General features: G+C 62.9%; 29 protein-coding genes and 1 pseudogene. 12 read left to right on the forward strand and 18 right to left on the reverse strand.

All coding sequences use genetic code 11. The annotated features are described in order from the left end of the window. Nucleotides 1-26: 26 nt before the first annotated feature. Nucleotides 27-764 carry a DUF3750 domain-containing protein gene (locus tag J3R84_RS03125; RefSeq protein WP_025426240.1) on the reverse strand — a complete coding sequence of 246 codons (738 nt, stop codon included), beginning with the start codon at nt 762-764 and terminating at the stop codon, nt 27-29. Nucleotides 765-836: 72 nt separating this feature from the next. Here J3R84_RS03125 and J3R84_RS03130 point away from each other — a divergent pair, with 72 nt between their 5' ends. After that, complete coding sequence (locus J3R84_RS03130) at nt 837-1844, forward strand: asparaginase (RefSeq protein ID WP_025426241.1); 1008 nt, start codon at nt 837-839, stop codon at nt 1842-1844. Nucleotides 1845-1924: 80 nt separating this feature from the next. On the opposite strand, the gene J3R84_RS03135 is transcribed toward J3R84_RS03130, so the two are convergent. Then, the gene (locus J3R84_RS03135) at nt 1925-2677 is read right to left on the reverse strand and encodes a DeoR/GlpR family DNA-binding transcription regulator (RefSeq protein ID WP_025426242.1); all 753 of its coding nucleotides are present in this window, start codon (nt 2675-2677) and stop codon (nt 1925-1927) included. A gap of 92 nt (nt 2678-2769) precedes the next feature. Between J3R84_RS03135 and J3R84_RS03140 the strand changes: the two genes are divergently transcribed. Beyond that, a complete protein-coding gene (locus J3R84_RS03140) occupies nt 2770-3141 on the forward strand; it encodes a hypothetical protein (RefSeq protein WP_025426243.1) in 372 nt (123 codons plus the stop codon). A gap of 109 nt (nt 3142-3250) precedes the next feature. On the opposite strand, the gene J3R84_RS03145 is transcribed toward J3R84_RS03140, so the two are convergent. Then, nucleotides 3251-3982 (reverse strand): DUF4198 domain-containing protein, encoded by a 732-nt coding sequence (locus J3R84_RS03145; protein WP_025426244.1) that lies wholly within the window; start codon nt 3980-3982, stop codon nt 3251-3253. A gap of 138 nt (nt 3983-4120) precedes the next feature. Here J3R84_RS03145 and J3R84_RS03150 point away from each other — a divergent pair, with 138 nt between their 5' ends. Further along, a complete protein-coding gene (locus J3R84_RS03150) occupies nt 4121-4741 on the forward strand; it encodes a glutathione S-transferase family protein (protein WP_025426245.1) in 621 nt (206 codons plus the stop codon). Nucleotides 4742-4750: 9 nt separating this feature from the next. On the opposite strand, the gene J3R84_RS03155 is transcribed toward J3R84_RS03150, so the two are convergent. Then, a complete protein-coding gene (locus J3R84_RS03155) occupies nt 4751-5167 on the reverse strand; it encodes a hypothetical protein (protein WP_057211496.1) in 417 nt (138 codons plus the stop codon). A 125-nt stretch (nt 5168-5292) separates the two neighbouring features. After that, nucleotides 5293-6210 carry a bestrophin family protein gene (locus tag J3R84_RS03160; protein WP_025426247.1) on the reverse strand — a complete coding sequence of 306 codons (918 nt, stop codon included), beginning with the start codon at nt 6208-6210 and terminating at the stop codon, nt 5293-5295. Nucleotides 6211-6459: 249 nt separating this feature from the next. Between J3R84_RS03160 and J3R84_RS03165 the strand changes: the two genes are divergently transcribed. Further along, nucleotides 6460-7038: a dihydrofolate reductase family protein gene (locus J3R84_RS03165; RefSeq protein ID WP_025426248.1), complete on the forward strand. Its 579-nt coding sequence runs from the start codon at nt 6460-6462 to the stop codon at nt 7036-7038. A gap of 112 nt (nt 7039-7150) precedes the next feature. Here J3R84_RS03165 and J3R84_RS03170 read toward each other — a convergent pair whose 3' ends face one another. Further along, the gene (locus J3R84_RS03170) at nt 7151-7537 is read right to left on the reverse strand and encodes an MmcQ/YjbR family DNA-binding protein (protein ID WP_051509197.1); all 387 of its coding nucleotides are present in this window, start codon (nt 7535-7537) and stop codon (nt 7151-7153) included. Next, nucleotides 7534-7737 (reverse strand): hypothetical protein, encoded by a 204-nt coding sequence (locus J3R84_RS03175; protein WP_057212448.1) that lies wholly within the window; start codon nt 7735-7737, stop codon nt 7534-7536. The genes J3R84_RS03170 and J3R84_RS03175 overlap by 4 nt, the downstream gene beginning before the upstream one ends. Nucleotides 7738-7827: 90 nt before the next feature. Here J3R84_RS03175 and J3R84_RS03180 point away from each other — a divergent pair, with 90 nt between their 5' ends. Then, nucleotides 7828-8769 carry a LysR substrate-binding domain-containing protein gene (locus tag J3R84_RS03180; protein ID WP_025426250.1) on the forward strand — a complete coding sequence of 314 codons (942 nt, stop codon included), beginning with the start codon at nt 7828-7830 and terminating at the stop codon, nt 8767-8769. Nucleotides 8770-8805: 36 nt separating this feature from the next. On the opposite strand, the gene J3R84_RS03185 is transcribed toward J3R84_RS03180, so the two are convergent. Continuing rightward, entirely contained in the window at nt 8806-9465 is a 660-nt protein-coding gene (locus tag J3R84_RS03185; RefSeq protein WP_025426251.1) for a glutathione S-transferase family protein, read from the reverse strand. A 221-nt stretch (nt 9466-9686) separates the two neighbouring features. On the opposite strand from J3R84_RS03185, the gene J3R84_RS03190 reads away from it, so the two are divergent. The 4 genes from J3R84_RS03190 to J3R84_RS03205 all read left to right on the forward strand — a co-directional run bounded on the left by J3R84_RS03190 (nt 9687) and on the right by J3R84_RS03205 (nt 15047). Further along, entirely contained in the window at nt 9687-10040 is a 354-nt protein-coding gene (locus J3R84_RS03190; RefSeq protein ID WP_128090418.1) for a hypothetical protein, read from the forward strand. 158 nt (nt 10041-10198) lie between these two features. Next, complete coding sequence (locus tag J3R84_RS03195) at nt 10199-11575, forward strand: PepSY-associated TM helix domain-containing protein (protein WP_025426253.1); 1377 nt, start codon at nt 10199-10201, stop codon at nt 11573-11575. A 169-nt stretch (nt 11576-11744) separates the two neighbouring features. Next, nucleotides 11745-14078, forward strand: a complete 2334-nt coding sequence (locus tag J3R84_RS03200; protein ID WP_025426254.1) for an EAL domain-containing protein — start codon at nt 11745-11747, stop codon at nt 14076-14078. 180 nt (nt 14079-14258) lie between these two features. Then, nucleotides 14259-15047: a L,D-transpeptidase family protein gene (locus J3R84_RS03205; RefSeq protein WP_025426255.1), complete on the forward strand. Its 789-nt coding sequence runs from the start codon at nt 14259-14261 to the stop codon at nt 15045-15047. Nucleotides 15048-15188: 141 nt separating this feature from the next. On the opposite strand, the gene J3R84_RS03210 is transcribed toward J3R84_RS03205, so the two are convergent. Then, nucleotides 15189-15665: a MarR family winged helix-turn-helix transcriptional regulator gene (locus tag J3R84_RS03210; protein WP_025426256.1), complete on the reverse strand. Its 477-nt coding sequence runs from the start codon at nt 15663-15665 to the stop codon at nt 15189-15191. A gap of 118 nt (nt 15666-15783) precedes the next feature. Here J3R84_RS03210 and J3R84_RS03215 point away from each other — a divergent pair, with 118 nt between their 5' ends. Continuing rightward, nucleotides 15784-16206: an organic hydroperoxide resistance protein gene (locus J3R84_RS03215; RefSeq protein ID WP_025426257.1), complete on the forward strand. Its 423-nt coding sequence runs from the start codon at nt 15784-15786 to the stop codon at nt 16204-16206. A 223-nt stretch (nt 16207-16429) separates the two neighbouring features. On the opposite strand, the gene J3R84_RS03220 is transcribed toward J3R84_RS03215, so the two are convergent. Both J3R84_RS03220 and J3R84_RS03225 read right to left on the reverse strand, forming a co-directional pair. Next, a complete protein-coding gene (locus tag J3R84_RS03220) occupies nt 16430-16642 on the reverse strand; it encodes an alkylphosphonate utilization protein (protein ID WP_025426258.1) in 213 nt (70 codons plus the stop codon). A gap of 201 nt (nt 16643-16843) precedes the next feature. After that, nucleotides 16844-18406 (reverse strand): helicase HerA-like C-terminal domain-containing protein, encoded by a 1563-nt coding sequence (locus tag J3R84_RS03225; RefSeq protein ID WP_203527604.1) that lies wholly within the window; start codon nt 18404-18406, stop codon nt 16844-16846. Nucleotides 18407-18761: 355 nt separating this feature from the next. Here J3R84_RS03225 and J3R84_RS03230 point away from each other — a divergent pair, with 355 nt between their 5' ends. Then, a complete protein-coding gene (locus J3R84_RS03230) occupies nt 18762-19154 on the forward strand; it encodes a DUF2780 domain-containing protein (protein ID WP_053250731.1) in 393 nt (130 codons plus the stop codon). Here J3R84_RS03230 and J3R84_RS03235 read toward each other — a convergent pair. From J3R84_RS03235 to wrbA, 4 genes are all read right to left on the reverse strand, one after another. Then, entirely contained in the window at nt 19138-19563 is a 426-nt protein-coding gene (locus J3R84_RS03235; protein ID WP_128090419.1) for an MBL fold metallo-hydrolase, read from the reverse strand. The genes J3R84_RS03230 and J3R84_RS03235 overlap by 17 nt on opposite strands. 110 nt (nt 19564-19673) lie before the next feature. Further along, the gene (locus J3R84_RS03240; protein ID WP_156612976.1) at nt 19674-19856 is read right to left on the reverse strand and encodes a hypothetical protein; all 183 of its coding nucleotides are present in this window, start codon (nt 19854-19856) and stop codon (nt 19674-19676) included. Next, on the reverse strand, nt 19853-21046 hold the full coding sequence (locus J3R84_RS03245) for an MFS transporter (RefSeq protein ID WP_203527602.1): 1194 nt from the start codon (nt 21044-21046) through the stop codon (nt 19853-19855). Before J3R84_RS03245 ends, J3R84_RS03240 begins: the two co-directional genes overlap by 4 nt. Further along, nucleotides 21046-21678 (reverse strand): NAD(P)H:quinone oxidoreductase, encoded by a 633-nt coding sequence (gene wrbA, locus J3R84_RS03250; protein ID WP_025426263.1) that lies wholly within the window; start codon nt 21676-21678, stop codon nt 21046-21048. The genes J3R84_RS03245 and wrbA overlap by 1 nt, the downstream gene beginning before the upstream one ends. 130 nt (nt 21679-21808) lie before the next feature. On the opposite strand from wrbA, the pseudogene J3R84_RS03255 reads away from it, so the two are divergent. Next, nucleotides 21809-22716, forward strand: a pseudogene (locus J3R84_RS03255) (LysR family transcriptional regulator). A gap of 9 nt (nt 22717-22725) precedes the next feature. Here the strand turns inward: J3R84_RS03255 and J3R84_RS03260 are convergent. The 3 genes from J3R84_RS03260 to J3R84_RS03270 form a co-directional block, all read right to left on the reverse strand. After that, nucleotides 22726-23886: an MFS transporter gene (locus J3R84_RS03260; protein ID WP_025426264.1), complete on the reverse strand. Its 1161-nt coding sequence runs from the start codon at nt 23884-23886 to the stop codon at nt 22726-22728. A gap of 119 nt (nt 23887-24005) precedes the next feature. Beyond that, on the reverse strand, nt 24006-24842 hold the full coding sequence (locus J3R84_RS03265) for an aldo/keto reductase (protein ID WP_025426265.1): 837 nt from the start codon (nt 24840-24842) through the stop codon (nt 24006-24008). Nucleotides 24843-24929: 87 nt separating this feature from the next. Further along, entirely contained in the window at nt 24930-26111 is a 1182-nt protein-coding gene (locus J3R84_RS03270; protein WP_025426266.1) for an MFS transporter, read from the reverse strand. Between the last annotated feature and the right edge of the window lie 84 nt (nt 26112-26195).

Consider the following 26195-nt stretch of genomic DNA (forward strand, 5'->3'; position numbering starts at 1 on the left):
GGCGTGCGCGTGCGCCTGCGATGTCGTCAAATACCGAAACGCCCGACCGCCGGGATCTTGATGCCCGGTTTGGCAATGTCGAAACCGGCGACGAGGCCGAAGAAATGCAGCTCCAGGCCGCTGCGCACCCCCGCTGAAATGCCTGCGAGGCCATAGAGCGTCGCATGCAGGTCGCGGCTATCGGCGTCGATCTGGAACAGTTTCCCCTCCGGCAGGTAGTCGCGCCCGACAGCATCTGGCGGCAACACCGCATTGAGTTCGGGGACCGAGCGCAGCACATGGGCAACGAAGGTGTTTGAGTTCGGCCCCGGCCAGATCCGGTAGCCGCCGGCCGATGAATAGGGGTAGGCAGCGATTGCCGCTTCGATCTTCGGGATCAGCCTGCTCGCCTCGACGCCGCTGGCGGTCGCAACCAATCGCGGCTCGTTCGAATACCAACGGGCGTCCGCCTGATAGGCGTTCCTGCGGATCGGCTTGCCCCAGCCGACCTTGTCGTAGCGATTATAGGCCTGGGCGCCCTGTTGCTTGGTGACGATCCAGGCGTGGCTGGCGACCGCTCCCTTCATGCCGCCCGTCGTGGCGGAGAAGATATAGACCGCCGCATCCGGGCTTTGCGCCGGCTTCGGCAGGATGCCCGCCGAAGACCAATCGGCATGGCGCCAACTCTGCGGTCGCTCCTTCATATACCACCATCCGGCCGACGCTAGAGCCGGCAGAAGGTAGATGACCAGAAAGACGGCGACGAGCCTGCGGATGAATTTCATGAAAGCGCCGGTTTCCTGTTGTCCGATTCCTGCTAAATGCATGCACTAATCTAGGAAATTTGAGGGCAAGACATGTCGAATCCCGTTCTCGTCGAAGTCACGCGCGGCAATCTGGTCGAAAGCCGTCACCGCGGCCTGGTCATCGCTGTCGATAGCGAAGGCCGTACGGTCTTTTCGCTGGGCGATACCGAGAGCGGCGTGTTCCCGCGATCGGCCTGCAAGGCAATGCAGGCGCTGCCGTTGATGGAAAGCGGCGCTGCTGACGCTTACGGCTTCGGCAACAAGGAACTGGCGCTCGCCTGCTCCTCGCATTCGGGCGAGCCGGAGCATGTCGCGCTTGCCACGAAGATGCTGGCTGCTGCCGGCCGCGACGTGTCGGCGCTCGAATGCGGCGCCCACTGGTCGTCTGACCAGAAGACGCTGATCGGCCAGGCGCGCTCGATGGAGGCGCCGAGCGCGCTTCACAACAATTGCTCCGGCAAGCATTCCGGCTTCATCTGCGCCTGCTGCCATTCAGGCACTGAAGTGAAGGGCTATGTCGGCTATGATCACCCGCTGCAGCAGGAAATCCGTGGCGCCATGGAAAACCTCACCGGCGCGATCCTCGGCCGCGACAATTGCGGCGTTGACGGCTGCTCGATCCCGACCTACGCGGTGCCGCTGAAGGGGCTGGCGCACGGTTTTGCCAAAATGGCGACTGGCGTCGGTCTCGCGCCCGAACGCGCGCGCGCATCGAAGCGGCTGATCGAAGCCTGCATGGCCGAGCCTTTCTACGTCGCCGGCACGAAGCGCGGCTGCACGCGGCTGATGGAAACGGCACCGGGCCGGATCTTCGCGAAAACCGGCGCCGAAGGTGTGTTCTGCGCGGCGATCCCGGAAAAGGGCATCGCCATCGCCGTCAAATGCGGGGATGGTGCCACCCGTGCTGCCGAGGCGATGGTCACCGCTACGCTTGCTCGCTTCTTTCGGGGCGAGCCTGACGTGCACGCGGCACTGATGGCGCAGGCCAACCACACCATGAAGAACTGGAACGGCATCCCGGTCGGTGACGTCAGGGTGACGGACGCCTTCGCCGCCTGATGTCGATCGGAATGACGCGCGCGCAGGAATCCCGGCCGCGCGTTGTTGCACACGCCCCGTAGCGACCAGTACTCCGCGTCTCACGCCGACAGAAGCGCCATGCCCTTGTCGCGATAGGGGCCGAGAGCATCATCGTTCATATCTTCCGGCACGATCAGGCCGGCAATGTCTTCGGCGTTGGCGACGTGGTGCGGCGAAGCGGCATCGAACTTTTCGGCTGTCGCGATGACGAAGGTGTCGGCGGCTTGGCCAAGAATGGCGCGCTTGACGGCGGCCTCCTCGTAATCGCCGGTCGAAAACCCATGAACCGGATGGATCGCGGTGACGCCCAGGAAAAAGATGTCGACACGGATAGCGGTAATGGCCGCCAGGGCGGCCGCACCCGTTGCCACCATGGAGTGCTTGTAAAGCCTGCCGCCGATAAGGATCACATCCGCCTCATGTCTCTCCAGCTCCGCCGCAATGGTCGGGCTGTGCGTGATGATCGTCAGCCGCATCTCGCGCGGAAGCGCTCTGGCGATTTCGGCGTTGCTTGTGCCGCCATCGAGAAAGATCGTTTGCCTCGGTGCGACGAGCCCGGCTGCCTTGCGTCCGAGCCGGCGTTTGACGTTGCCAGCAATTTCCTGGCGTGTGGCAAAGTCCGGTAGGGCAGGTGTCAGCGGCAGCGCACCGCCATGCACCCGCTTCAGCAGCCCTTCGGCCGCCATTTCCCGGAGGTCACGGCGGATCGTATCTTCGGAAAGTTGCAATTCATCCGCCAGGCGCTTGGCGACGATCTCGCCATCGCGGCTTAGCCGCGCCGAGATCAACGCTCGTCTCTGTGTGGTCAGCATCATTTCGCTCCTTGACTCTTCACGATATTACACGAAATATCATGAATATTCCAGAGTTATCTGGGTGTATCGTGCAAAGTAAGGAAAAAATCATGTTGATCTTGATTGCGGGTCCCTATCGCTCGGGTACGGGCGACGATCCGGCCAAGATGGCGGAAAATTTGAAGCGTCTGGAGGAACCGTCCTATGCCCTCTTCAGGGCGGGCCATGTGCCTGTTATCGGGGAGTGGGTGGCGCTGCCGGTCTGGCATGCCGCCGGCGGCGCCAGCATCGGTGACGACCTCTACGAGGAGATCTTTCATCCCGTCGCCGGGCGCCTGCTGGCGCTTTGCGATGCCGTGCTGCGTCTGCCGGGCGACAGCAAGGGGGCGGACAATGATGTCCGCATTGCCCGGGAGCGCGGCATTCCGGTCTATTACAACCTCGAAGATGTGCCCGGCTGCAGCGAAGCGCAGGTCGCCTGAGCGACAGCAGCCCCGGCGGGTATAGCTCGCCGGGGCTGCGGATTGGTGCCGGGCATGCCGCGACGCGTGCCTTGTCGCACTTGCGCCGGCTACCCGGAAAGGCGTGGACTTATTCGTGCACGTGCGGCTCGGCGACGAAGGTCAGCGTTGCCGTCAGCCCCTTCTTGTCGGCGGCGGTATCCGCTTCGAGCGGAATTGCGTGGCTGACGGCGAGAATGTTGACGCCGGCATTGCGCAACGTCACTTCGGTTTCGCCCTTCGCGTCCGTTTTTTCGGAGACGAGCTCCGGAAGTCCGGCGTAGTCGACGGTGATTTCCTTGCCTTCGAGCGGCTTTCCATCAAGCAGCAGGCGGACGCGAAATTTTTCGCCGGGCTTCAGCCCGATCGGATTGTCGAGCGGCACGATCTGCAGTGGCTGGGCCGGGAAGGCCGGCATGTCGCCATGCACATGCACAAGCGCGATACTGTATTTCACCGAGTGGCTCGCCTGTTTGGCGCCTGGTACCTCGCTCTTCGGCTTGTTCACCCATTTGCCGTCAGCACCCTGGCTCCAGTAGCCGTTGTCGAATTCGAGCGCGAGCAGGGCCGGTTCGCCGTCGAGCTTCAGCAGGGCATGGGTGCCGGCCGGCTCGATGGTGACCGGCAATGCCGTGCCATCCTCGCCGAGGGCAGAAACGGATTTCACCTTGGCCGGATCATAGGCTTCGTCGGCGGGGCCGTGGCCGTAGATCACCGCAAGGTCGCCCCAGCGCTCGCCGATCCAGGCGCCATGCGCAAATGCCGGCGTGGCTGCGGTGGCCAGCAGACCGGCGGCAAGCAGGGAGGAAATCAAGGTCTTCATGAGCGACTCCGAAAATATGTTATAACGTTACGTTCACGTTGTATTGAAGTCATGTTCGGCTTGTCAACCGAGGAGACTTCATTTCTTCTGCGGCCCGAAGGCGGCGCCAGGGTCGCCTTGATTAGCAAGGAGAGTAACGTGCTGAAATTGTTCTACACCCCGGGAACCTGCTCGCTGGCCTCGCACATCGCGCTGGAAGAGACTGGCATCGATTACACGGCCGCGCCGGTCGATTTTTCCAAGGCGGAACAGACCAAGCCCGACTATCTCGCGATCAACCCGAAGGGGCGTGTCCCCGCGCTCGTCACCGATCGCGGCACAATTACCGAGACCCCGGCGATCCTCACCTACATTGCCCAAAGCGCTCCGCAAGCGAAGCTGGCACCGCTCGACGATGCCTTCGAGTTTGCACGGATCCAATCCTTCCTGAGCTATCTCTGCTCGACCGTGCATGTCGCCCATGCCCACGGCCGGCGTGGCTCGCGCTGGGCCGACGACCCGGCGGCGCATGAGGCGATGAGGGCCAAGGTTGCTTCGAATATGACGGATTGTTTCGAGCTGATCGAAACCAGGATGCTCGCCGGTCCCTTCGTCACCGGCGACACCTACTCGATCGCCGACCCCTACCTGTTCACGATCGCTGGCTGGCTCGAGCCGGATGGCGTCGACCCGACACGCTTCCCGAAGATTTTGGACCACCGCAACCGCATGACGCAGCGGCCGGCAGTCGCCCGGGTTCTCGCGGTTCTGAAGGGTTAAGGATCGGGGCTAACGGCCAGCGAGTCTCTCGGGCAGGTCGAGCGGGGGTTCGTCTGCCCAGGCGACGAATTCCCCGTAGCTGATCTGATCGTCGATAATGGCGCGGACGAACAGGCGGCAATAGGCTGCCGGAATCTCTGCCAGCCGCACGTCAAAATGGGACCCCAGCTTCGCCAGGTCGACATTGGCGATCCGGCCTTCGGCAATTCGCTTTTCCATCCCAAGCCTGCACCCGGTCACTGCACGGGAAAAGGCGTGGCGTTCTTCGCGAAGAGCACGTTTCCTCTGCTGCCATTCCTCGACCGTAAGGTTGTCAGCGCTGGAGGCACGGCCGAATTCGGCCACCCTGAAGTTCATCACAAGCATGAGAACAACGACAAGGCCGAGGCTTACGATGAGTCCGTTCAATGCCTTGCTGAGCCGCATTCGAAACCTTCGCTTTCAGGACACCCTGCATAGCAAATAGAAAACAAAGCTGGAAGCTGCAATGAGTTATCATGGCTATCCTGGCGTGTGTTGCCACAAGCCTGCGGTCCTTGGAAATCTGTCGGCTACATCAACATGTAATCCTTCGGTTGCGGCAATTCGGGCAGGTCGGTTTCTCCAAGCGCCTCGCGCAGATTGATCTCGATCGTATCGGCAAGCGCCACGATCGGCAGGTCGTTCGGCAGCGTGCCGAACGGCTCCTCCAGTTCATCGCCAAGCGCGTCGAGACCGAAGAAGGTGTAGGCGACGAGTGCCGTTACGAACGGCGTCGCCCACCCGAGCGCATCGGCAAATCCGAAGGGCAGGAGGAAGCAGAAGAGATAGGCGGTGCGGTGCAGAAGCAACGTGTAGCCGAAGGGAACCGGCGTGTTGCGGATGCGCTCGCAGGCGGCAAGCACGGCCGACATGCGTCCGACCGTGCCGTCCAGCATCATGTACTGAATGTCGCTGATCCTCTCAGTGGCACGCAGGCTGGCAAGCAGGCCGCCGATCTCGCGCAGCAGCAGGTCCGGGGCATTGCGGCTTGCCTTGTAGGTAGGCAGGAGATCCGCTGGCAGCCTCCGCAACGCCTTGTCGGGCTTGCTGCCCGGCCGCAGGTGGCAGACCAGCGTCTGCGCAAAGATGATCACCAGATTGAGCAAACGTGCCCGCGCGCCGTCCGCGTCACCTGCTTCGAGGATCAGTGTCTGGCGGGCAAAGTCACGCGAGACGAAAATCAGCTGCCCCCAATCCTTGCGGGCCTCCCACCAGCGGTCGTAGCAGGCATTGTTGCGAAAGCCGAGAAACACCGAAAGGGCGATGCCCAAAAGCGCGAACGGTCCGCTGTTGACGCTCGGCACCATCGTCGGGAAGGCCTGGTGCGACCAGACGACGCCGGCTGACAGGGCAAAGACGAACAGCACCTGCGGGAAGATCCGCTGGATGACCGAGCCGCGCAGAATGAAGAAGAGCTTGGGGAGGCTGGGGCGGTCGCGAACGATCATCGACGGGTACCTGTGCGGCAAGGATTTAGCATCGGTACAGGCGGGACACGAAAATTGGAAGAGCGCGCGATGTTGTCAGCGCCCGCATCCGTGCCTTGCCATGACCAGCAATGTAAATTGGCGATCTTCCCGCTGCCGTCCTTTTCGCCGCCTGCACCGCGGCACCAGTCTCCAACGATATTTCAGGCACCCTGTCGGCACGCGGGCGTCCCGCTCGTCCTTGATGAGAGCATCGAAGAGGAGACGAAAATGCGCAAGGTTGTTGCCGGCATGCAAATGTCCATCGATGGCAAGATCGATGGTCCCGATGGCTATGCCGATTGGGTCGAGTCCTGGTCGGATACCTTTGATCTCTTGCCCGAAATCGATGCCTGCGTGCTCGGAAGCGGCATGTATTCGGGCTACGAACAATATTGGAGCGCGATCAAGGCCGACCCGCACAGCCCGCTCGAATTGAGCGGAAACCTGCCGACACCAGAGGAAATCGAATACGCCGACTTCGCCCTGAACACGCCGCATTATGTGCTGTCCAACACGCTCGACGGCGTGCGCTGGGCGAACACGACGGTGCTGCGCGACGCAGCGGATGTTGACGCTTTGCGGCAACGGTCGGGCAAGACCATCTATGTGGTCGGTGGCGCGCAGACGGTTTCCGGCCTGCTCGACAGGGGCGTGATCGATGAGTTGCGCCTGACGATCCATCCGCTGGTGGTGGGGGAGGGCAAGGCGCTGTTTGCAACGATCGCGCAACGGCATCGCCTGCAGCTCAACGAGGCGAAGTCGCGCCCGGACGGCACTGTCAGCCTCGTTTATGCCGTCGGCGATTGAGCGATCCGGCTGGCTTGGGTTCAAAGGCAGGGAGCTAACGGCGTGGCATAGCAGGTATTTGTCGGGTAACGGCCCGGTGATCCGCCAGGCCCACGCGACGAGGAATGTCGAGTTAGGCCGGAAAGTCGGCTGACAGTTTCCGCGGCGCCTTCTCGCGCCAGGCGGCGATCAGCCTCTGTGTCAGGCTCGCGTCGTCGATCGCTCCAAGACGCACCAGCATCGCCGGCCATCCCTTGTAGTGATCGGTTTCGAAGAAGAGTGACGGATCGAGTTCCAGCAGCATTTCTTTTTCTTCGAGCGCGCACATGACCACCAGGGTGTCGGCGTCCTTCATGCGCGCAAAGCTCTTGCCTTTTACCAAGAGAGCGGGCGTGCCATAGGAGGTGCCGAGCGACACCTCCGGCAGGCCAGAGGCTTCGGCCAGCGTCACGACGCGGGCAAAAGGACCGTCGAGGTCTTCGCTCGGGCGGCCATTATGCGCGGCCGGAGGGTGGCTCATCGCCTGGCCGCCGAGGCGCAATCGCAATTGCCGGTCCGCGGCCAGGGCCAGCCCGGGAAGGGCAGGTCGCCGAGTTCGCGCCCGTCCATTCGTTCGAGATCGGGATGTTGCAATGGGTCGCGTGCCCAGGAGAGCGAGGCGTCCTGTCGGGTGTCGGTAAGAGATCGGGTCGGTTTCAACAGGGAGAAAATCTTCAGCATGGCGGGCCATCCTTTCGATGCTTCAGAGCATCTGCCTGTTTGACCACGATTTCAATTGAGATTGCCAAAGGGTAGGTTTAGAAAAACTATATGAAAGAATTGAATGCTATTCACCTGAACGGCTTGCGTGCGGTCGAGGCGGCCGGTCGCCTTGGCTCGCTGGCAGCAGCAGCCGAGGAATTGGGGGTGACCCCCGGCGCGGTCAGCCAGCAGATCGCCAAATCCGAGGCGCAGCTCGGCCGCATCCTGTTCGAGCGCACATCGCGTGGGCTGGTGGCCACGGATTTCGGCCGGCTGTTCCTGGCGCGGCTGAGCAATGCTTTCGGCGAGTTGGCTGAGGCGGTTGCCTCGGCGCGGCGGCGGGACGAATCGGTGCTGACAATCTCGGTCGCGCCGGTCTTTGCCGCGCGCTGGCTGGTCTACCGGCTCAATCGTTTCGCCGAGCGCCATCCTGATATCAGGCTGCGCATCGACGCGACGACCAGGCTCGTTAATCTCGATACATCGGATGTCGATGTCGGAATTCGTGTTGGTGAGGGTCGCTGGCCGGGGGTCAAATCGGAGCTGTTGCTGGAGCAGGAGGTTTTCCCGGTCTGCTCGCCGGCGATGGCTGAAAACCTGCGCGAGCCTGCAGATATTCTAAAGATGCCGGCGGTTATCGACGGCCATTCGATGTTTACCTGGGAGGTCTGGCTGCGCGAGGTCGGGCTTTCCGGTGCCGAATTGGGCGTGCGCCATACCTTCAACGAGGCATCGCTCGTGCTCGATGCCGCGATTGCCGGCCAAGGCGTGATGCTCGCCTGGCAGACGCTTGCCGGTTTCGCCGTGACCGAGGGCAGTCTCGTCGTTCCCTACGGTATCCGCGCGCGTACCGGCTACGGCCACTACTTCGTCAGCTCGCCCTCAAGGCGGGAGAGCAAGGCCACCACGGCGTTCAAACGTTGGGTGCGCGACGAGGTCGAAGAGGGCATGCGACTGCTCGACCTCAAGGCGCCACGCACCCGTTTCAAGCCACCGTCTGCGAGTGACTAATGTCGCTTCGCCGGCGTGGCGTTCGATGGCAGAAGCCTATTCGGCTTCCTTTGACCGAACCTCCATCATCGCCTTGAAAGCCGGACGAGACTGGCAGCGCGCCAGCCACGCCTTGACCTTGGGATGCCCGTCGAACAGTTCCGTCTGGCTCATGGCGTAGCGGAACACTTCCGCGAGGTTGAGGTCGGCGACGGTGAAGCGGTCGCCGACGATATGGTCCCGGCCATCGAGATGGCTTTCGAGATAGGCAAAGGCCTTGCCCAATGCGGTGACAGCCGCGCTGACCTTGGCTTTGCCCTCATCGGTGTTCTCGGTGCCGGCATCGTAGGTGAGAATGATGCGAACGGCGTGCGGCTCGACTTCGGTGGCCGCCCACATCGTCCAATTGCCGATCAGTCCTTCTTCCCGGACGTCGATGGGCGCAAGCGGCCCGCCATATTTGCGGGCGAGGTAGAGATTGTTGGCAAGCGATTCCGTCAGCACAAGGCCATCGTCGTCGATCGCCGGGATCAAGCCCATCGGATTGACGGCGAGAAACTCCGCCGACTTGGTGTTAACAGGCGCATCGTCCGCCAGCGGATCGGCCAGCCTATAGGCCTGCTTAACAGGTACGGATTTGAAGGGAATGCCGAGTTCTCCCGCCATCCAGTAATTGCGCGATGCGCGCGAGCGATAGACGCCATAGATCGTCAGCATGTCCGGTCTCCTCCTGTCATTTGCATACCCTTGTCATAGGCAATCGCGGACCGCGCAAGAAGCGGCGGGCGTTGATATCTCGCATGAAATCTTTTGCTGAACGACCGGTGCGGCGGTAAGGCCGCTTGTCTTTCAGACCTTCGCACACTAGCAATCCCAGCATCGATATGGGGGCTTGATTGGCGCGACCGCGGCGAGAGTGGATGAGGATGGACGCGGCAGTGCGCATTTTCTGCGCGCTGGTGTTCATCGTTTCCGCCCTGGTGCAACTGCCAGCGGGCGCCGCCATGCGGGCTGCACCGGATATGGCAGCCTATGTTCTGCCCGACGGCTCGCTTCCCGACCTCTGCCTGGCCGGCCATGACGATCCGGATGGCAAGGGCGGCACGAAAGCGCATGCATGCCAGTCCTGCTGTCTCGCCGCGCCGGTGCTTCTGCCCACGCCTCAGGCGTTTCACGCCAAGACCGCGCCTACGTTCCTGGCGCTCTCTTCGCCAGCAGCCAAGCTTTTGCTCGCTCGTCCGGTGCTGCTGGCTGGCTCCGGGCCTCGCGCGCCCCCACCGTTTTCCGCCTGATCTGCCTCTGAAGGGTTGAGTGCCAGCACGCGCACTGTCGACGAGGGGTTCTCGGTCGACGCGTTCGCTCCAGCGGCTGGCGCAACCACCACATCCAGACTTCAAGCAAGGGTAAGCCGCCAGCTGGTCATCGCTGGGCTTTTCCCGGGGGGACACCCATGACGACTGCATCTCTTTCCGGCGCCGCGCGACTGCCCGATGTCGCCGAGCGCGGCATTTCGCTCTACCGCGCGATCTGGCGCTGGCACTTCTTCGCCGGCCTTCTGGTCATTCCATTCATGATCAGCCTTGCCGTGACCGGCGGGCTCTATCTCTTCAACGACGAGATCGACGACACGTTCTTTGCCTATCGCAATATCGTTGCGGTGGGGGAGACGCCGCTGCCGCCCTCGGCGATCGTCGCCAACGCCGTCGAGGCGGTGCCGGGCAGCACGGCAGTTGCCTATCGCACGCCGGCCGGTGCCGATCGGTCGGCACGCGTGACGGTGGGCGTAGGCGCAGGGCGCCTGATGGTCTATGTCGATCCCTATACTGCCGGCATACTCGACATGGTCGCCCCGAGCGACGAGTTCAACCAGGTGGTCGAAGACCTGCACAGCCTCGACTTTTTCGGCAAACGTGTCGAAACGATCATCGAGATTGTCGCGGGTTTTGCGCTGCTGCTCGTCGTCACCGGCATTTATCTCTGGTGGCCACGGCAGCAGACCGGCGGTGTGATCACCGTCCGCGGCACACCGGGGCGACGGGTGTTCTGGCGCGACATGCATGCGGTCACGGGCATCGCCTCGGCGCTGCTCATCGTCTTTCTCGCCTTTTCCGGTCTGCTCTGGTCCGGTTACTGGGGCTCGACCGTCAACGGCAAGCTGACGGCGGCTGGTCTGGGCTACCCGGCCGAGCTCTGGGACGATGTCCCGACCTCGACGAAGGTGTCGACCGACGTGCTCTCCAAGGCCGGCTGGCTGGTGGAGAACGCGCCGGTCCCGATGTCGGCGGCCGGCGGCGGCTCAGTCCCGTCCATCGGGCTCGACAGGGCCGTCGCGATTGCCGACAAGGCCGGCATGCTGCCTGGCTATGAACTGGCCATTCCCGCCGACGAGACCGGTGTCTACACCGCGGCGATTTTTCCCGCCGATCTCGCCCGCGAACGCACGATGCACATCGATCAATATTCCGGCGAGCCGCTGGTCGACATCGCCTTTGGCCAGTACCCGCCACTCGGCAAGGCGATCGAATGGAGCATCAACGTTCACAAGGGCCAGGAATGGGGGCTGTTCAACCAGCTGCTGATGCTTGCGACCTGCCTGGCGATCATATTCGTGTCGGTTTCGGCGGTTGTGATGTGGTGGAAACGGCGCCCGGCCGGGCGCATCGGCGTGCCGCCGATGCCGCCGCGGCGTAGTATCTATGCCGGATTGTGGTTGCTGGCGCTACTGTTCGGGCTGGCCTTTCCGCTGACCGGCATTGCGATCATCGTAATGATCGTTGCGGACCAGGCACTGATGCTGGTTCCGCCATTGCGCAGGGTTCTGTCCTGATTTGGCATGGGGCGGCTCGCGCCGCCCCATCTTTCCGGCTATATTGAGCACCGAAATGCAACCTCTGCACGATTTTCCTTGTCTTATTTAGGGACGGCTAACCTTTGGCCGCCTATCGTTGGTTGGGGAAGTCAGACCGATCTCGACATTGTGCTTCCGGAGGCCTTGCTTGGCGAAGAACACGTCCCGCAATCCGCGTTATGCGGCCCTCAATGTGGGCGGCAACGAGGATACGCGCTGCCTGATCGATGCGAGCAATCGTCTGGCCGATGAGATGAGCCGGATATTTCCTTCCGACCCTGACATTGCCGACCGGCATTACTGGTTGGAAACGATCATCAACCACGTGCCCGACTATATCTATGCCAAGGATACCGAGGGCCGGTTCCTCATCGCCAACCAGGTCACTATCGAAGACAACGGACTGGAATCGCTTCGCGACATCATCGGCAAGACCGATTTCGACCTGCATCCGCCACATCTGGCCGAGATCATCGCCACTGTCGAGCGCCGGGTGATCGAGACGGGAGAGCCGATCTTCGGCATCGAAGAGCGTGCGATGGTGACCAAGGGTCGCGATCGCTGGCTGATGACGTCCAAGGTGCCGTTGCGCAACAAGCGCGGCAAGATCGTCGGCATCGTCGGCGTGTCACGCGATATCTCCGACCGCAAGGCGGCAGAACGTTTGCTGGAGGGCCAGGCGCATCTTCTGGAGATGATCGCCAACGGCCGGCCGCTCGAAGAATTTTTCCGCGAACTGATCCTGCTGATCGAGGCGCTGGTGCCGCGGATCCGCGGCTCGATCCTGCTGCTATCGGCCGATGGCCGTCACCTGCTGCATGGTGCCGCGCCGAGCCTGGACGAAACCTATTGTGGCCTGATCCATGGTCTCGAGATCGGCCCGAAAGCGGGCTCCTGCGGCACGGCCGCCTGGCGCGGCGAGCAGGTGATCGTTGCGGATATTCATAGCGACCCGCTCTGGGAGGATTGCAAGGAGGTCGTCACGCCCTACGGCTTCCATGCCTGCTGGTCGACACCGATCCATTCTCGCGATCGGAAGGTGCTCGGCACCTTTGCCCTCTATTCGGAAACCGTGTGCGTTCCCGACGAACCCCAGAAGGAGCTGATCGCCATGGCAGCCCATCTGGCGGGCATCGCGATCGAGCGCAAGCAGGCCGAAGACCGCATCAGCTTCATGGCTCACCACGATGCGTTGACCGGTTTGCCGAACCGGGCGCTGTTCGAAGAGCAGGTCGCCGAAGCCCTGGAAGCGTTGCGCGGAACGAGGCAATGGGCGGTCCTCGCCTTCCTCGATCTCGACAACTTCAAGCTCGTCAACGACACGCTGGGTCATGCGGCGGGTGACGAGTTGCTCAAGGTGACCGCCACGCGCATGCGCGCATCGGTGCGCAAATCCGATATGGTCGTGCGCGTCGGTGGCGATGAATTCATCCTTCTTCTGAACGGCCTGCCCTGCGAGCGCGATGTCGTGCTCGCACGCCTTGAGGATATTCGGGCGGCTATTGCTGCGCCCATGCAGATCAACGGCCGCAGCCTGCAGATATCCTGCAGCATGGGCGTTGCCTGTTTCCCCAACCAGGGCAAGACGGTCGGCGAGCTGCTCGCCAATGCCGACATGGCGATGTACCGCGCCAAGGAGCTCGGCCGCAACAATCTGCAGGTTTTCACCGAGGAGATGGCCGACAAGGCCCACGAAAAGCTGTTGAAGCAGGCGGAGTTGCGCCAGGCGATCGCGGGGCAAGAATTCCTGCTGCATTTCCAGCCGCAAGTGAATATCGAGAGCGGCCGGGTCTTTGCCGCCGAAGCGCTGCTTCGCTGGCGGCATCCCGAGCGTGGCATGATTTCGCCGGGCGATTTCATTCCGCTGGCCGAAGAGACCGGACTGATCGTGCCGATCGGCGATTGGGTGCTGCGCGCCGCCTGCCGTCAGTGCAAGGCGTGGCACGAGGCCGGGCTGCCGTTGCTGATCGTCAGCGTCAACGTTTCCGCACGCCAGTTCCGCGAGCGAAACTGGGCGGCGCATGTCGCCGCCGTTCTCGCCGAGACCGGGCTGGAGCCGCGGTTTCTCGAGCTGGAATTGACCGAGAGCCTGATCATGCAGGACGTGCCGGGCGCATTGGCGACCATGCACGAACTGAAGGCGATCGGCGTGCATCTGGCGATCGACGATTTCGGCACGGGATATTCGAGCCTTAGCGCATTGAAGCGGTTTCCCGTCCGTCGCCTGAAGATCGACCGATCCTTCGTCGAGGATATCCCTGGTGATGTCGACGACAGGGCCATCACCGCGGCGATCATATCGCTCGCACAAAATCTCGGGCTGCGGGTGATCGCCGAAGGGGTCGAAACCCAGGCGCAGGTGGAGTTCCTGCGCCATAGCGGTTGCGACGAGATCCAGGGCTATTTTTTCAGCCGCCCGCTTGCATCAGCGGATTTTGAGGCGCTGTTGCGCCAGCCCGGCTTGAACGCCGACGGCATTTGAGCCACGCCGGCGTAACGCCGAAAAAGCTGTCGGAAACGTGATCCGACGTTTACCGACACAAGCCTCGTTCCAGCCGTAGATGCCAGCATTCTTAAATTGGGCGGGTCTGCGCGAATCGTTTCATTAATCAATTTCGTGCAGCACTCCAGTTCGTCGCGCACTCAAGCCTTTCAGAGTTCGATGTCCTCTTCAGTTATTTTCTCCCGTCGCCAGTTTCTCCGCACGTCCGGTATTGCGCTCGCCTCCGCGGGCCTTGCGAGCTGCACGTCTTCGATGAACACCGATCGCTTCCGCCAGGAAACTGCGCCGATCTTTCGCAATCCTGCTCTTGAAGGGCGTTGGGTCGATCCGCGTGCCGAGGTCATTCTGGAAGGCCCTGCCTATGGAGGTCCGTTGCCGACGGGCCTGCCGCCGCAGAGCGCCTATTTCGGCGATATCTATGCCGCTGTCGACGATGGCGGCAATCAGATCCCGGCCGTGCCTTATCGCCAGATCGATGCACGCTTCTATCGCCAGGAGGTCAGCGATCCCTTCGGCGAGCGTCCGGGCACGATCGTCGTCGATACCGGTGACAGGTTCCTCTATCTGATCCAGCCGGGTGGCAGCGCATTGCGCTACGGAGTTGGTCTCGGTCGCGAGGGCTTTGCCTGGTCGGGCCGCGGCGTCATCCAGTGGAAGAAGAAGTGGCCACGCTGGACGCCGCCCGATTCGATGATCGCGCGCCAGCCGAAGCTGGCAAAGTATTCCGCCAGCAATGGCGGCATGGCACCTGGTATCGACAACCCGCTGGGCGCCCGCGCGCTCTACATCTTCCAGAACGGGCAGGACACGCTCTACCGCGTGCATGGCTCGCCCGAATGGCAGTCGATCGGCAAGGCCGTTTCGTCGGGTTGCGTGCGCATGCTCAATCAGGATGTCATAGATCTCTATGACCGCGTGCGAGGCAAGGCGCCGATCCTCGTCGTCTGAGCTGCGCTTACAGCGCCGCAGGTTGGATCAGTCCGGGCGTTCGACCTGCGCGCCCGGTTTCTGTGCTGCGCAAGATCGGCGCGACAGCCACGATCCCGGCACGTTTCTCAAGTTTTGAAATTTCGACGTTGCCGCCCGCGATCAGACTTCGCTCTCGCCGGAGGAGAGCCGTCGCGTCAGCTGATGTAGGGTTTCCCTGATTTCACGGGCTTCCTCCAGGCTGCAGCCCGACGCCTTGCCGATATCAGCGAGAATGCCGAAAGCCTCCGTCTTGAGGTCATGACCCTTCTCCGTCAGGCTGACGATCACCTGCCGTTCGTCGCCGGGATCGCGTTGCCGACCGACATAACCTGCCGCCTCTAGCCGTTTCAGCAGCGGGGACAACGTTCCCGAATCGAGCCCGATCTCTTCGCCGATACGCTTGACCGTCATTCCGTCCTGTTGCCAGAGCGCCAGCAGCACGAGATATTGCGGATAGGTGAGGCCAAAACGATCGAGGAGCGGCTTGTACGCGCGGTTGAAGGCATGCGCAGCGGAATAGACGGCGAAACAGAGCTGTTTACCGAGCGTCAGCGCTTCGTCCGGGAGCGTGTCGAATTGTGCCGCTTTGATCGTCATCTCAGCATTGTCGCAAATTTGGGCCGAAAATGCAATTTGCAAAATTAATTTGCGCACAATTTAATTTTGCAGTATGTAATTCTCATTTCGACAACGAAACGCAAAGGAGACCCCGCCAATGCCCATTCTCTATCGTACCACTGCATCCGCAACCGGTGGCCGCGCCGGCCAGGCCAAGAGCGCCGATGGCGTTCTCGACGTTACGTTGACCGTGCCGAAGGAACTTGGCGGCGACGGCGCCCGCGGCACCAATCCCGAACAGCTCTTCGCTGCCGGCTATTCCGCCTGCTTCCTCGGCGCGCTCAAATTCGTCGCCGGCAAGGAGAAGGTAAAGCTTCCGGAAGACACCACCGTGACGGGCACGGTTGGCATCGGCCCGCGCGAAGACGGCACCGGCTTCGGCATCGACGCTGCACTCGAAATCACTTCGCCGGGCGTCGACAAGGCGGTTCTCGAAGATCTCGTCCAGAAGGCGCATATCGTTTGCCCCTACAGCCATGCGACCAAGGGCAATATCGACGTCACGCTGACGGTCGCCTAGAGCCTTTGCAGGAAAGTGCGAAGCGGTTTTCCGTCAGGAAATGCTTGGAAACAAAGAGGCCGAGCGTTTGCGGCTTCGTTTAAACCGGAAACGCTCTAAGCCTCTCGTTTCGCTAATAAACAATAAAGCCCGGCTCCCGCCGGGCTTTATTGTTTGTCTGCTCAGCTTCGCGCGTCATTGACGGCGAGGGCGCGCTACCCGTTTCCTGCCGCGCGCAGCAGCATCAGGCCTTCTTCAGGAATTCGGTGCGCAGCACGAGGCCCTTGATCTTCTCGACCCGGCACTCGACTTCGTCAGGATTGTCGGTGAGGCGAATGCCCTTGACCACCGTGCCGCGCTTCAGCGTCGTCGAGGTGCCCTTGACCTTCAGGTCCTTGATCAGGGTGACGTTGTCGCCGTCGTTGAGGATGGCGCCGTTCGAGTCTTTCACGTCCATGGGATGTCCTTTCAAGATGCAGGCACGCCCTGATCCGGCGGATCAGGGCGTGCAGAGATGGTCTATTCTATCGCCGCGGCGGACAGCGTCCGCGCCGTTGCGCTGCGGCGCTTCCGCTTTAGAGGAGCCGGGGAAACGCCCTCGCTCCTGCCTTTCCGTATCTCCTGACGGAAAACCGCTTCGCACTTTCCTGGAAATACTCTAGCGCCTGCTCAGGCTGCCAAGGATGCCGCGAACCAATGCGCGGCCAACCTGGGTTGCAACGGTGCGGGCAACCGATTTCATCGCCGCTTCCACCACGGTTTCGCGTTGATATCCGGAGGAGCGCGGACGGGCCTGCTTTCCGGCCGGGGCCGCAGACTCGTCGTCGCCGAAGGCCGGAAGCGTCCAGCGGCCACCGCCGGTATCGGCTTCCACCGGCGCCTGCTCGGCTTGCTGCTGCGCTTCCGCCACCTTCTTGGCGCGCGCCGTCAGCATTTCATAGGCCGAATCTCGGTCGAAATCTTCGTCGTACTGGCCACGGACGGGGCTGACATCCATGACCTTCTGCCGCTCTTCCGCCGTCAGCGGGCCGACACGCGATTGCGGCGGGCGCACCAGCGTGCGCTCCACCATCGACGGCGCGCCCCTGCCTTCGAGCGTCGAGACCAGCGCCTCGCCGGTGCCGAGATTGGTGATGACGGTGGCGCAGTCGAACTCCGGGTTCGGGCGGAAGGTGTCGGCGGCGGTCTTCACCGCCTTCTGGTCGCGCGGCGTATAGGCGCGCAGCGCATGCTGGACGCGGTTGCCAAGCTGGCCGAGGATCGTTTCCGGCACGTCGAGCGGGTTCTGCGTCACGAAATAGACGCCGACGCCCTTGGAGCGGATGAGGCGGACGACCTGTTCGACCCGCTCGGTCAGCACCTTCGGCGCATCGTTGAACAGCAGATGCGCCTCGTCGAAGAAGAACACCAGCTTCGGCTTCTCGGGATCGCCGACCTCAGGCAGCTCCTCGAACAGCTCGGACAAAAGCCACAGCAGGAAGGTCGCGTAGAGGCGCGGGTTCATCATCAGCTTGTCGGCGGCAAGCACCGAGATCGCGCCGCGCCCGTCATTGGTCGTGCGCATGATGTCGGTGATCTTCAGTGCCGGCTCGCCGAAGAAATGTTCGGCGCCCTGCTGTTCCAGGATTAGCAGTTCGCGCTGGATCGAGCCGACGGAGGCCTTGGAGATGAAGCCGAACTGGTTGGAAAGCTGGGTGGCGTTCTCGCCCATGTAGTTGAGCAGCGCCTGCAGATCCTTCAGATCGAGCAGCGGCAGGCCGCCCTGGTCGGCGATCTTGAAGGCGATGTTGAGCACGCCTTCCTGAGCGTCCGTCGCATTCATCAGCCTCGACAGGAGGAGTGGACCCATTTCCGACATGGTGGTGCGGACGCGGTGGCCCTTTTCCCCGTAGAGATCCCAGAAAATGACCGGGAATTCCTGGAACTCGTAGGGGTTGGTCGGCAGGCCGATCTGTTCGGCGCGCTTGAGGATGAAGTCTTTGGCCTCGCCGATCGCACCGATGCCCGAGAGGTCGCCCTTGACGTCGGCGCAGAACACCGGAACGCCGGCGCTGGAAAATCCTTCGGCGAGGATCTGCAGGGTAATGGTCTTGCCGGTGCCGGTGGCGCCGGTGATGAGCCCGTGGCGGTTGCCGAATTTCAGCTCGAGATATTCGCCTTTGTTGATCGTATCATCCGGCTTGCGGCTGGCGCCGATAAAGAGCTTGCCTTCTTCCACCATGTGGGCTTCATCTCCGTTTCATCAATGAAAGCGGGCGGTTCGCGGCATGTCTGCCGGGCCCGTCATCGAAATGTGGCTCGTTCCTGTTATAGGCGGTGCTGCTCCACCCGGCAACAAGGTGATTGCGGCGCGCAACCCGAAACCAGCGGAGCTGGTGGCGGCCGATCGGTCGCATTGCCAAGCGGTCACGACCGTGAAACGATTGCCCCGAGCCGCGGAATTGCGCCGCTACGCGATGCGCGGAGAGCTGCTTGAAAGCTGGTGGATTGCCCGGCATTCCATCCATCGTCGCTTGTTATTTCGGAAGCGATCATTTACCTTGACGTCAACGTCAAAATTCAACGAGGAGTTATCCATGAATGAACTGGTCACGCGCGTAGCGGAGAATGTCGGCCTAGAGCCTGCGACGGCTGAAAAGGCTGTCGGCATGATCCTCGGCTTCCTGCAGCGCGAAGCGGCTGACGGTCCGGTCGCCCAGATGATCGAATCGATCCCGGGCGCAACCGACCTGATCGCACAGTACAACGGCGAAGGCACGGGCGGCGGCGGTCTGCTCGGCGGCCTGATGTCGGCGATCGGCGGCGGCGGTGTCATGGCGCTCGGCCAGCAGCTGATGAGCCAGGGCCTCGGCATGGGCGAGATCACCTCGCTCGCCAAGGAAACCATTGCTTTCGCCAAGGAAAAGGCTGGCGCCGATGTCGTCGACGAAGTTGTCGCCTCGGTCCCGGGCCTCAGCCAGTTCGTCTGATCTCTTTCGGCTCTGCTTGAAGAAAACCCACCGGCGCCAGCGCCGGTGGGTTTTTTGTTGTCTTGGTGTCGTACCCTCGATCGACGATAGAGCGTTTCGGGTTTGGACGAAGTCGCAGAAACGCTCTATCTCTTTGTTTTTTACGGATTTCCTGACGGAAAATCGCTTCGCACTTTTCCTGGAAATGCTCTAACCATCGGCACCGTGCTTCAGCCGCCGCGTCATCGCATCGATCTGGCGTTCCGTTTCCCGTACCTCGGTCTGATGAAGCGGCAGTCCCTTTGCCAGGCTCGGCACGACGCTGGCCATCGTCCCAGAGAAAGCAGGCCGAGCCCGCCGTATGCCCAGGTGTGGGGATCACTTCAAAATCCGCGGAAGGCAGTTCGCGATCAGCAAAACCACCGGCCATTCGGCAATGTGCCCGGATCTGCCGGCGTTCCAGGGTCCAAACAGCGGTGCGCCGAGGTGGTCTGAGGCCCAATCGCAGGAGGGCATCGCCTGGTGATGGTGGTTGATGTGCTACCGTGCGATCGCGCCCACCGAAACGAGGCCTTCGGCCTCTTCGGCCAATTGCCGCGAGGCGCAGACGAGCAGGGTGCCAGCATCGCGACGAAGTACGAAGGCGCGACCGGTGAAATTGGGGGCGAAGCTGAGCCGTTCCGCCCCGGCGCCGTAGAGGGTGTCGAACAGATGCTCCATCACGCTTTCTTCTGTTCCTTAACAGGAAGGGCGCGATCAAGAGTTGTCGCCAGCAGGATGCAGGCGAGTGCGCCGATGCCGATGAAGGCCGCACCGGAAGTCCAGCCGTAAACTTCGATCGCGGTTCCGACAGCAACAGGTCCGACGAGCTGCCCGAGATTGCTGCCTTGCATCAAGAGGCCCATCGCCATCGGTGCGGGCGCCGGGCTTGGCGACAGCATCGGTACGGTCGATATCAAGGTCGCAGGGATCAGTCCGCCAATCGCCGAAAATAGCACGCATGATGTAAACGTCAGCAAGTCACCCGACTGCGAAAGGAAGATCCAGAGGCCGGCAGCGCCCATCAGCGTGGCTACAGTGATAACCAGACGACCGCGGCCGACGCCGCGGGACAGCATGTGGCCGGCGGCAAGATTGCCGATGACGTTGGAAAGCGTGATGAGGGCACTGAGCACCCCAGCCGTTCCAAGCGCGACGAGCAGGATCGGCAGGAAGCTGGACAGGGTGAACGTCATAAGGCTGTAGAGGGCGAAAAGGGCGAAGAGCAGCACCGGCCCTCGGCTTTTCACCGTTGCGATCACGTCCGCGTGGAAGCCGCCAGCGGATGGGCGGGGCCTGCTCTGCGAGGGCGATATCGCTGCAATGATCGTCAACAGGCTGAGGAGCGCGACGAGGCCGTTGATCCACCAGATTGCCTGCCAGGAGGCAAACAGAGGACCCGTGAGCATCGCGATTGCCATGCCCGCCGGCATGAAGCAGCTCCAGACCGCAAAGACCAGATCACGCCGCCCGGAGCCGACAATGCGCATGAGGATCGCCGGACCGGCAACGACGACGAGCAGGAAACCGAACCCCTCGAAGATGCGGGACAGGATGAGCAGCGTGAAGTTCTGGCTCGCGGCACCGGTGATGATGCCGAGCAGGAGGATGCCCATGCCGACGCCGAGCATGCGCCGGTCGCCGATGGCCGCGACCATGGCTCCGGCCGGCATGCCGCCGACAACGCCGACGATCGCAAAGACGGAGGTAAGCCAGCCGAGTGCGGTCAGGTCGAGCCCGAGATCGGCCTGCAGCAGGGGGCCGGCGATCAGCCCCTTGCCCACCTGCATTGCGGCGACCATGCCGGCGGCAACGACCGCCGTTACTGCGGTCAAGCTGGTCCTTTCCGGGACGAAAGCGACGACCGTCGACATCAGGCCACCTCCGCCACACGCGCCCGGCCGGCGACCAGCGCCCGCGCCAGTTCGGCGACGTGGCGGCCCTGGAAGCGTGCACCCTCCAGATCGTTGGTGCTTGGCTGCCGGTCGCCGCCATTGCCGTCGTCGGCGAGCGTCGAGGCGCCATAGGGCGAGCCGCCGCTGATCTCATCCATGCGCATCTGGCCCTTGAAGCTGTAGGGCAGACCGGCGATCACCATGCCGAGATGCAGCAGCACCGTGTGTGTTGCCAGGATCGTCGACTCCTGGCCGCCGTGCTGGCTGCCGGTCGAGGTGAAGACGCTGCCGATTTTTCCCACCAGCGCATCCCTGGCCCAGATGCCGCCCGCCTGATCGAGGAAGTTCTTCATCTGCGCGGCCATGTTACCGAACCGCGTCGGCGTGCCGATGATGATCGCGTCATAATCGGGCAGTTCGGCAACGCTTGCGGCGGGTGCGTCCTGGTCGCGCTTGTAGCCGGCATTGATGGCGACGGCTTCCGGTACGATCTCCGGCACCCGTTTCACCGCAACGCTGGCGCCTGCGGCCCGTGCGCCTTCCGCAACGGCTGCGGCCATGGTCTCGATGTGACCGTAGGAGGAGTAGTAAAGCACGAGGATCTTTGTCATTTCCGGTTCCCTTGTTGCGCTTGCTTCGGTCTGCGGAGCGTTCGCGGCCGCTGATGTCAGGCAGGATGGGTGCTTTCATCGATCTGAAAAAGTGATATAAAATGCATCAAACTGATCTATGGAATCGATCATGATTGACGCCTTGACCCTGGACCAGATGCGGACTTTCGTGGTGGTTGCCGAAAGCGGCAGTTTTCGCTCCGGCGCTGCCGGCTGTCCCGCGTCCAGTCTGCCGTCAGCCACGCCATCGCCAATCTCGAGGCCGGGCTCGGGGTTTCCTTGTTCGATCGCTCCGGCCACCGGCCGGTGCTGACACCCGAAGGCCAGGCTCTGCTTGCCAATGCGCGCGATATCCTGTTGCGCGTCGATGCCATGCGTGCCCGCGCCCGCGGCCTCGGCGAGGGCATCGAGCTGGAACTGTCGCTGATCGTCGATACGCTGTTTCCGATTGTGACCGTCGGCGCTGCACTGAAGGAAATGCGGGTGGCCTTTCCCTCGGTTGCCATCAGGCTTTCGGTTTCGCCGCTCGGCGGCCCGCTCGATGGCCTGATCGAGCGACGCTTCACGCTCGGGATCATGGTGGGTGAAGATTTTCGCGATCCGGCGATCGGCCGGCAGGCGCTGACGGACGTCCAGCTGATCGCGGTGGTGGCCGCGCAGCATCCGCTGGGTCTGAACGCCGTCAACGGCGTGCTCGGCAGCCCGGAGCTCGCCGACCATCTGCAGATCGTCCAGTCGGATCCCTCGCAGCGATCGGAGGGGCGCGACTTCGGCGTGCTTTCGCCGCAGACCTGCCGAGTCAGCAACCAGGATACCAAACATGCGATGATCCTGGCGGGGCTCGGCTGGGGGCGGTTGCCGCTGTGGCAGGTGGAGCGCGATCTCGCCGAGGGCCGGCTCGTTCGCTTGCCTACGGCCTCGCTCGGCCGCAACAGCCAGGTCGCCGCCGAGGCCTATCTCGTGCACCGGATCGACGAGCCGCTCGGGCCGGCGGCGCGTGTTTTTGGCGACGCGCTTACCCGACTTTGTCGGCGCTGACGGCCGCGCCTATCTCCTGCCGGCGACGGCGAATATCAGCGTGAACATGACCAGTACCATGCCGACCCCGAGCGGACCGGCAGTGGGATTGATCAGCGCCATGAGAAAGCCGGTGGCGCCCGATCCGGCCGCGCTGCCGGCAGCATAGGCCAGCGAAAAGGCGGCACTGCCAGCCACCAGCATGCTGCCGCGATATTGCTCGCCGAGCATGGTCAGCGCTGCCGTGTAGAGGGCGAAGCTGGCAGCGCCGATCAGCGCGAACAGCGCCAGCAAGAGCGGTGCCGACGTCACCAACGGAATGGCGAGATAGCCGGTTGCCGCCACCGCGGCTGCAGTAATCGCCACCCGCCGACGCGGCAACTTGTCGAGCAAGACACCAATGAAGGGCTGCGCCAGTGCCGTCGGCACCGCAAGCACCGTCACGCTCAACGCCGCGAAGGCCTGACTGTGGCCGGACTTGACGAAATAGACCGGCATCGCCGAGATCGCCGCAATATCGGCAAAGCCGAACATCAGCACCATCAGGATCAGGGTCGGCGCGTGCCGGAAGAACGCGAACAGATCGCGCGTCGAAGATGGCTCCGGCCGCGTCCGCGCGCCCATCGTCAGAAGGCCGGTGAGGAAGGCGACGAGCGCGATATAGATCGCCAGCAACGCAAAGCCGAGCCCGCCGCTGGTGCCGAGAAGCGGGATCGCCAGCGGCCCGGCGGCAAAGCCGCCGCACATGCCGGCGCCGTAGAGGCCGGATACCCGGCCGCGCAGCCGGTCCGGGCAGGCGGTGTTGAGCCAGGCTTCGCCCAGCATGAAGACCATACTGACGAAGAAGCCGAGCGCGAAGCGGGCGATGAACCAGACCGGAAGCGAGGAGGTGGACGCAAGTGTTGCGAGGCAGAGGGAACAGCCGCAGAGGCTGGCGATGATCAGCTTGTCTGCGGAGGCAAGTCGCGTCAGATGCCCGAGCAGCAGGGTCGCCGCGGCAAGGCCGGCGGCAAAGCCCATGGCATTGAGACCGATCGTGGCGGCCGAGACGCCGCGGCCTTCCAGCGACAGCGAAATCAAGGGATAGGTGAGCCCTTGCGCGACGGAAAAGGCGGTAACGCCAAGCACGACGGCGATGATGGCCGGCCAATCCGGAGCGATGTCGCCCACCTCAACGGTTTTCGACGTCATCGGCCCCTCCCATCGACAGTGCGTCCCCTGGGGAGATCGGCATCGATCTCCCCAGGGGATCTGCATAGATCATCCGCCGCCGGTTTGGAACTCGACCGGCGGCGGATCGGCAACTATTGTCAGGCGGCCTTGTCCCACACCGGCGACAGACCCTCGGGGCTGACGATGCGGCCGTCCGGACGGGCGAGGCCATGGATCGCCGCCATCTCGCCGTCACCAAGCGCGAAGTCGAAGATGTCGAAGTTTTCCTTCAGGCGCTCGATCGTTGCTGTCTTCGACAGGGTGATGACATCCTTCTGCTGCACCAGCCAGCGCAGCGTCACCTGCGCCGCGGTCTTGCCGTGGCGCGCACCGATGTCCTTCAGCAGCGGATCGTTCGGGATCTTGCCGTTGGCCATGGCGTAGTAGGCTGTGATCGACATGCCGTGCTTGCGGGCCGTGGCGAGCACCTTCGTCTGGTCGAGATAGGGATGGTATTCCACCTGGTTGGTGGCAACAGGCGCGTCGCTGAGTTTCACCGCCTCTTCCATCTGGGCGGTGTTGAAGTTGCTGACGCCGATGTGGCGGACCTTGCCGGCCTTGTGCACTTCATTCAGTGCGCCGATGCGCTCGGCCATCGGCACGTCGCTACCACCCGGCCAATGCAGGAGAAGCAGGTCGACGTGATCCGTCTTGAGCTTCATCAGGCTCTCGTCGACAGAGGCGAGAAAATCGCGATGGGCATATTTGTCGACCCAGACCTTGGTGGTGAGGAAGATATCGGCGCGGGCGATACCCGATTTGTGGATGGCTTCGCCGACTTCAGCCTCGTTGCCGTAGATCTGGGCGGTATCGACGTGGTGGAAGCCGAGCTTCAGCGCTTCCGGCAGCACGCGCAGCACGTCGGCACCGGGCATGCGAAAGGTGCCGAAGCCGAGCGCCGGGATGTTGGCGCCGTTGGAATTGACCGAATGCATGTGGGAACTCCTTGTTTTTGCAGAACGCCCGGCCATCGGCCGGGCGGGAAAGAGGCGAGGGTATAGGTGGGCCAGTTGGCCGCTTGGTCAAGCCGGCTGGGCGACTGTTTCTGCCTTGCGATCGAGTGCGCCGCTCAGAAGCGTCAGCAGCAGCGCGCCAACGACCAGAACGGAACCGACGACCGGCGTCATGCCGAGGCCAAGCGACGAGGCAACGATGACGCCGCCAAGCCAGGCGCCGATGGCGATACCGAGGTTGAAGGCGGCAATGTTGAGCGCCGAGGCGACGTCGACAGCGCCGGGCCGATGCTGCTTGGCAAGCTGCACGACGTAGAGCTGCAGGCCGGGCACGGTGGCGAACGACAGGAAGCCGAGGCTTGCCAGTGTCACCAGCGTCAGGACTTGCGACGTGGCCGTGAAGGTGAAGAGCACAAGGACGACGGCTTGAGCAAGGAAGAGGCCAACCAGCGCCTTCACCGGATCGCGGTTGGCGATCTTGCCGCCGGCGATGTTGCCGATCGCGATCGCGACGCCGTAGAGCACCAGGATCAGGCTGACGGCGCCTTCGGAAAAGCCGGTGATTTCCTGCAGGATCGGCGCCAGGAAGGTGAAGGCGACGAAGGTACCGCCATAGCCGAGCGCGGTCATGGCGAAGACGATCAGCAGCCGACCAGAGCCGAGAACGCGCACCTGGTCGATCAACCTTGCCGGCGGCGCCTTGGTCAGCGTGTTTGGCAGCAGCGTGGCGATGGCGGCAAGCGCTATGACTCCAAGCCCGGTGACAGCCCAGAATGTGGCGCGCCAGCCGAAGGTCTGGCCGATCCAGGTGCCGAGCGGCACGCCGGTGACGATGGCGACCGTCAGGCCCATGAACATCATGGCAATGGCCGAGGCACGGCGATCCTCGGGCACGAGGTCGGCGGCAATGGTCGAGCCGACGGAGAAGAAGACGCCGTGGGCGAAGGCGGAAATCACGCGGGCAATGAGCAGAGGCTCGTAGCTCGGCGCCAGTGCCGCCGCGGCGTTGCCGATGATGAACAGCGCCATCAGTCCGACCAGCAGCGGCTTGCGCTCGATCCGGCCGGTGAGCGCCGTCAGGATCGGTGCGCCGAAGGTGACGCCGAGCGCGTAGACGCTGACGATGAGGCCGGCAAGCGGCAGGGTGATGTTGAGATCGTCGGCAACCGTCGGCAGCAGGCCGACGATGACGAACTCGGTGGTTCCGATCGCATAGGCCGCGATCGTCAATGCGAAGAGTGCAATGGGCATGACAAGACCTTTTCCCGTCCGGCTGGGAGGACCGGGCGTTTTGGTGTTGATGTGTTCGACGGGAATATGAGGGTGGAGAGCTTG

Origin of the sequence: Ensifer canadensis, from assembly GCF_017488845.2 — a bacterium.
Taxonomy (GTDB): domain Bacteria; phylum Pseudomonadota; class Alphaproteobacteria; order Rhizobiales; family Rhizobiaceae; genus Ensifer; species Ensifer canadensis.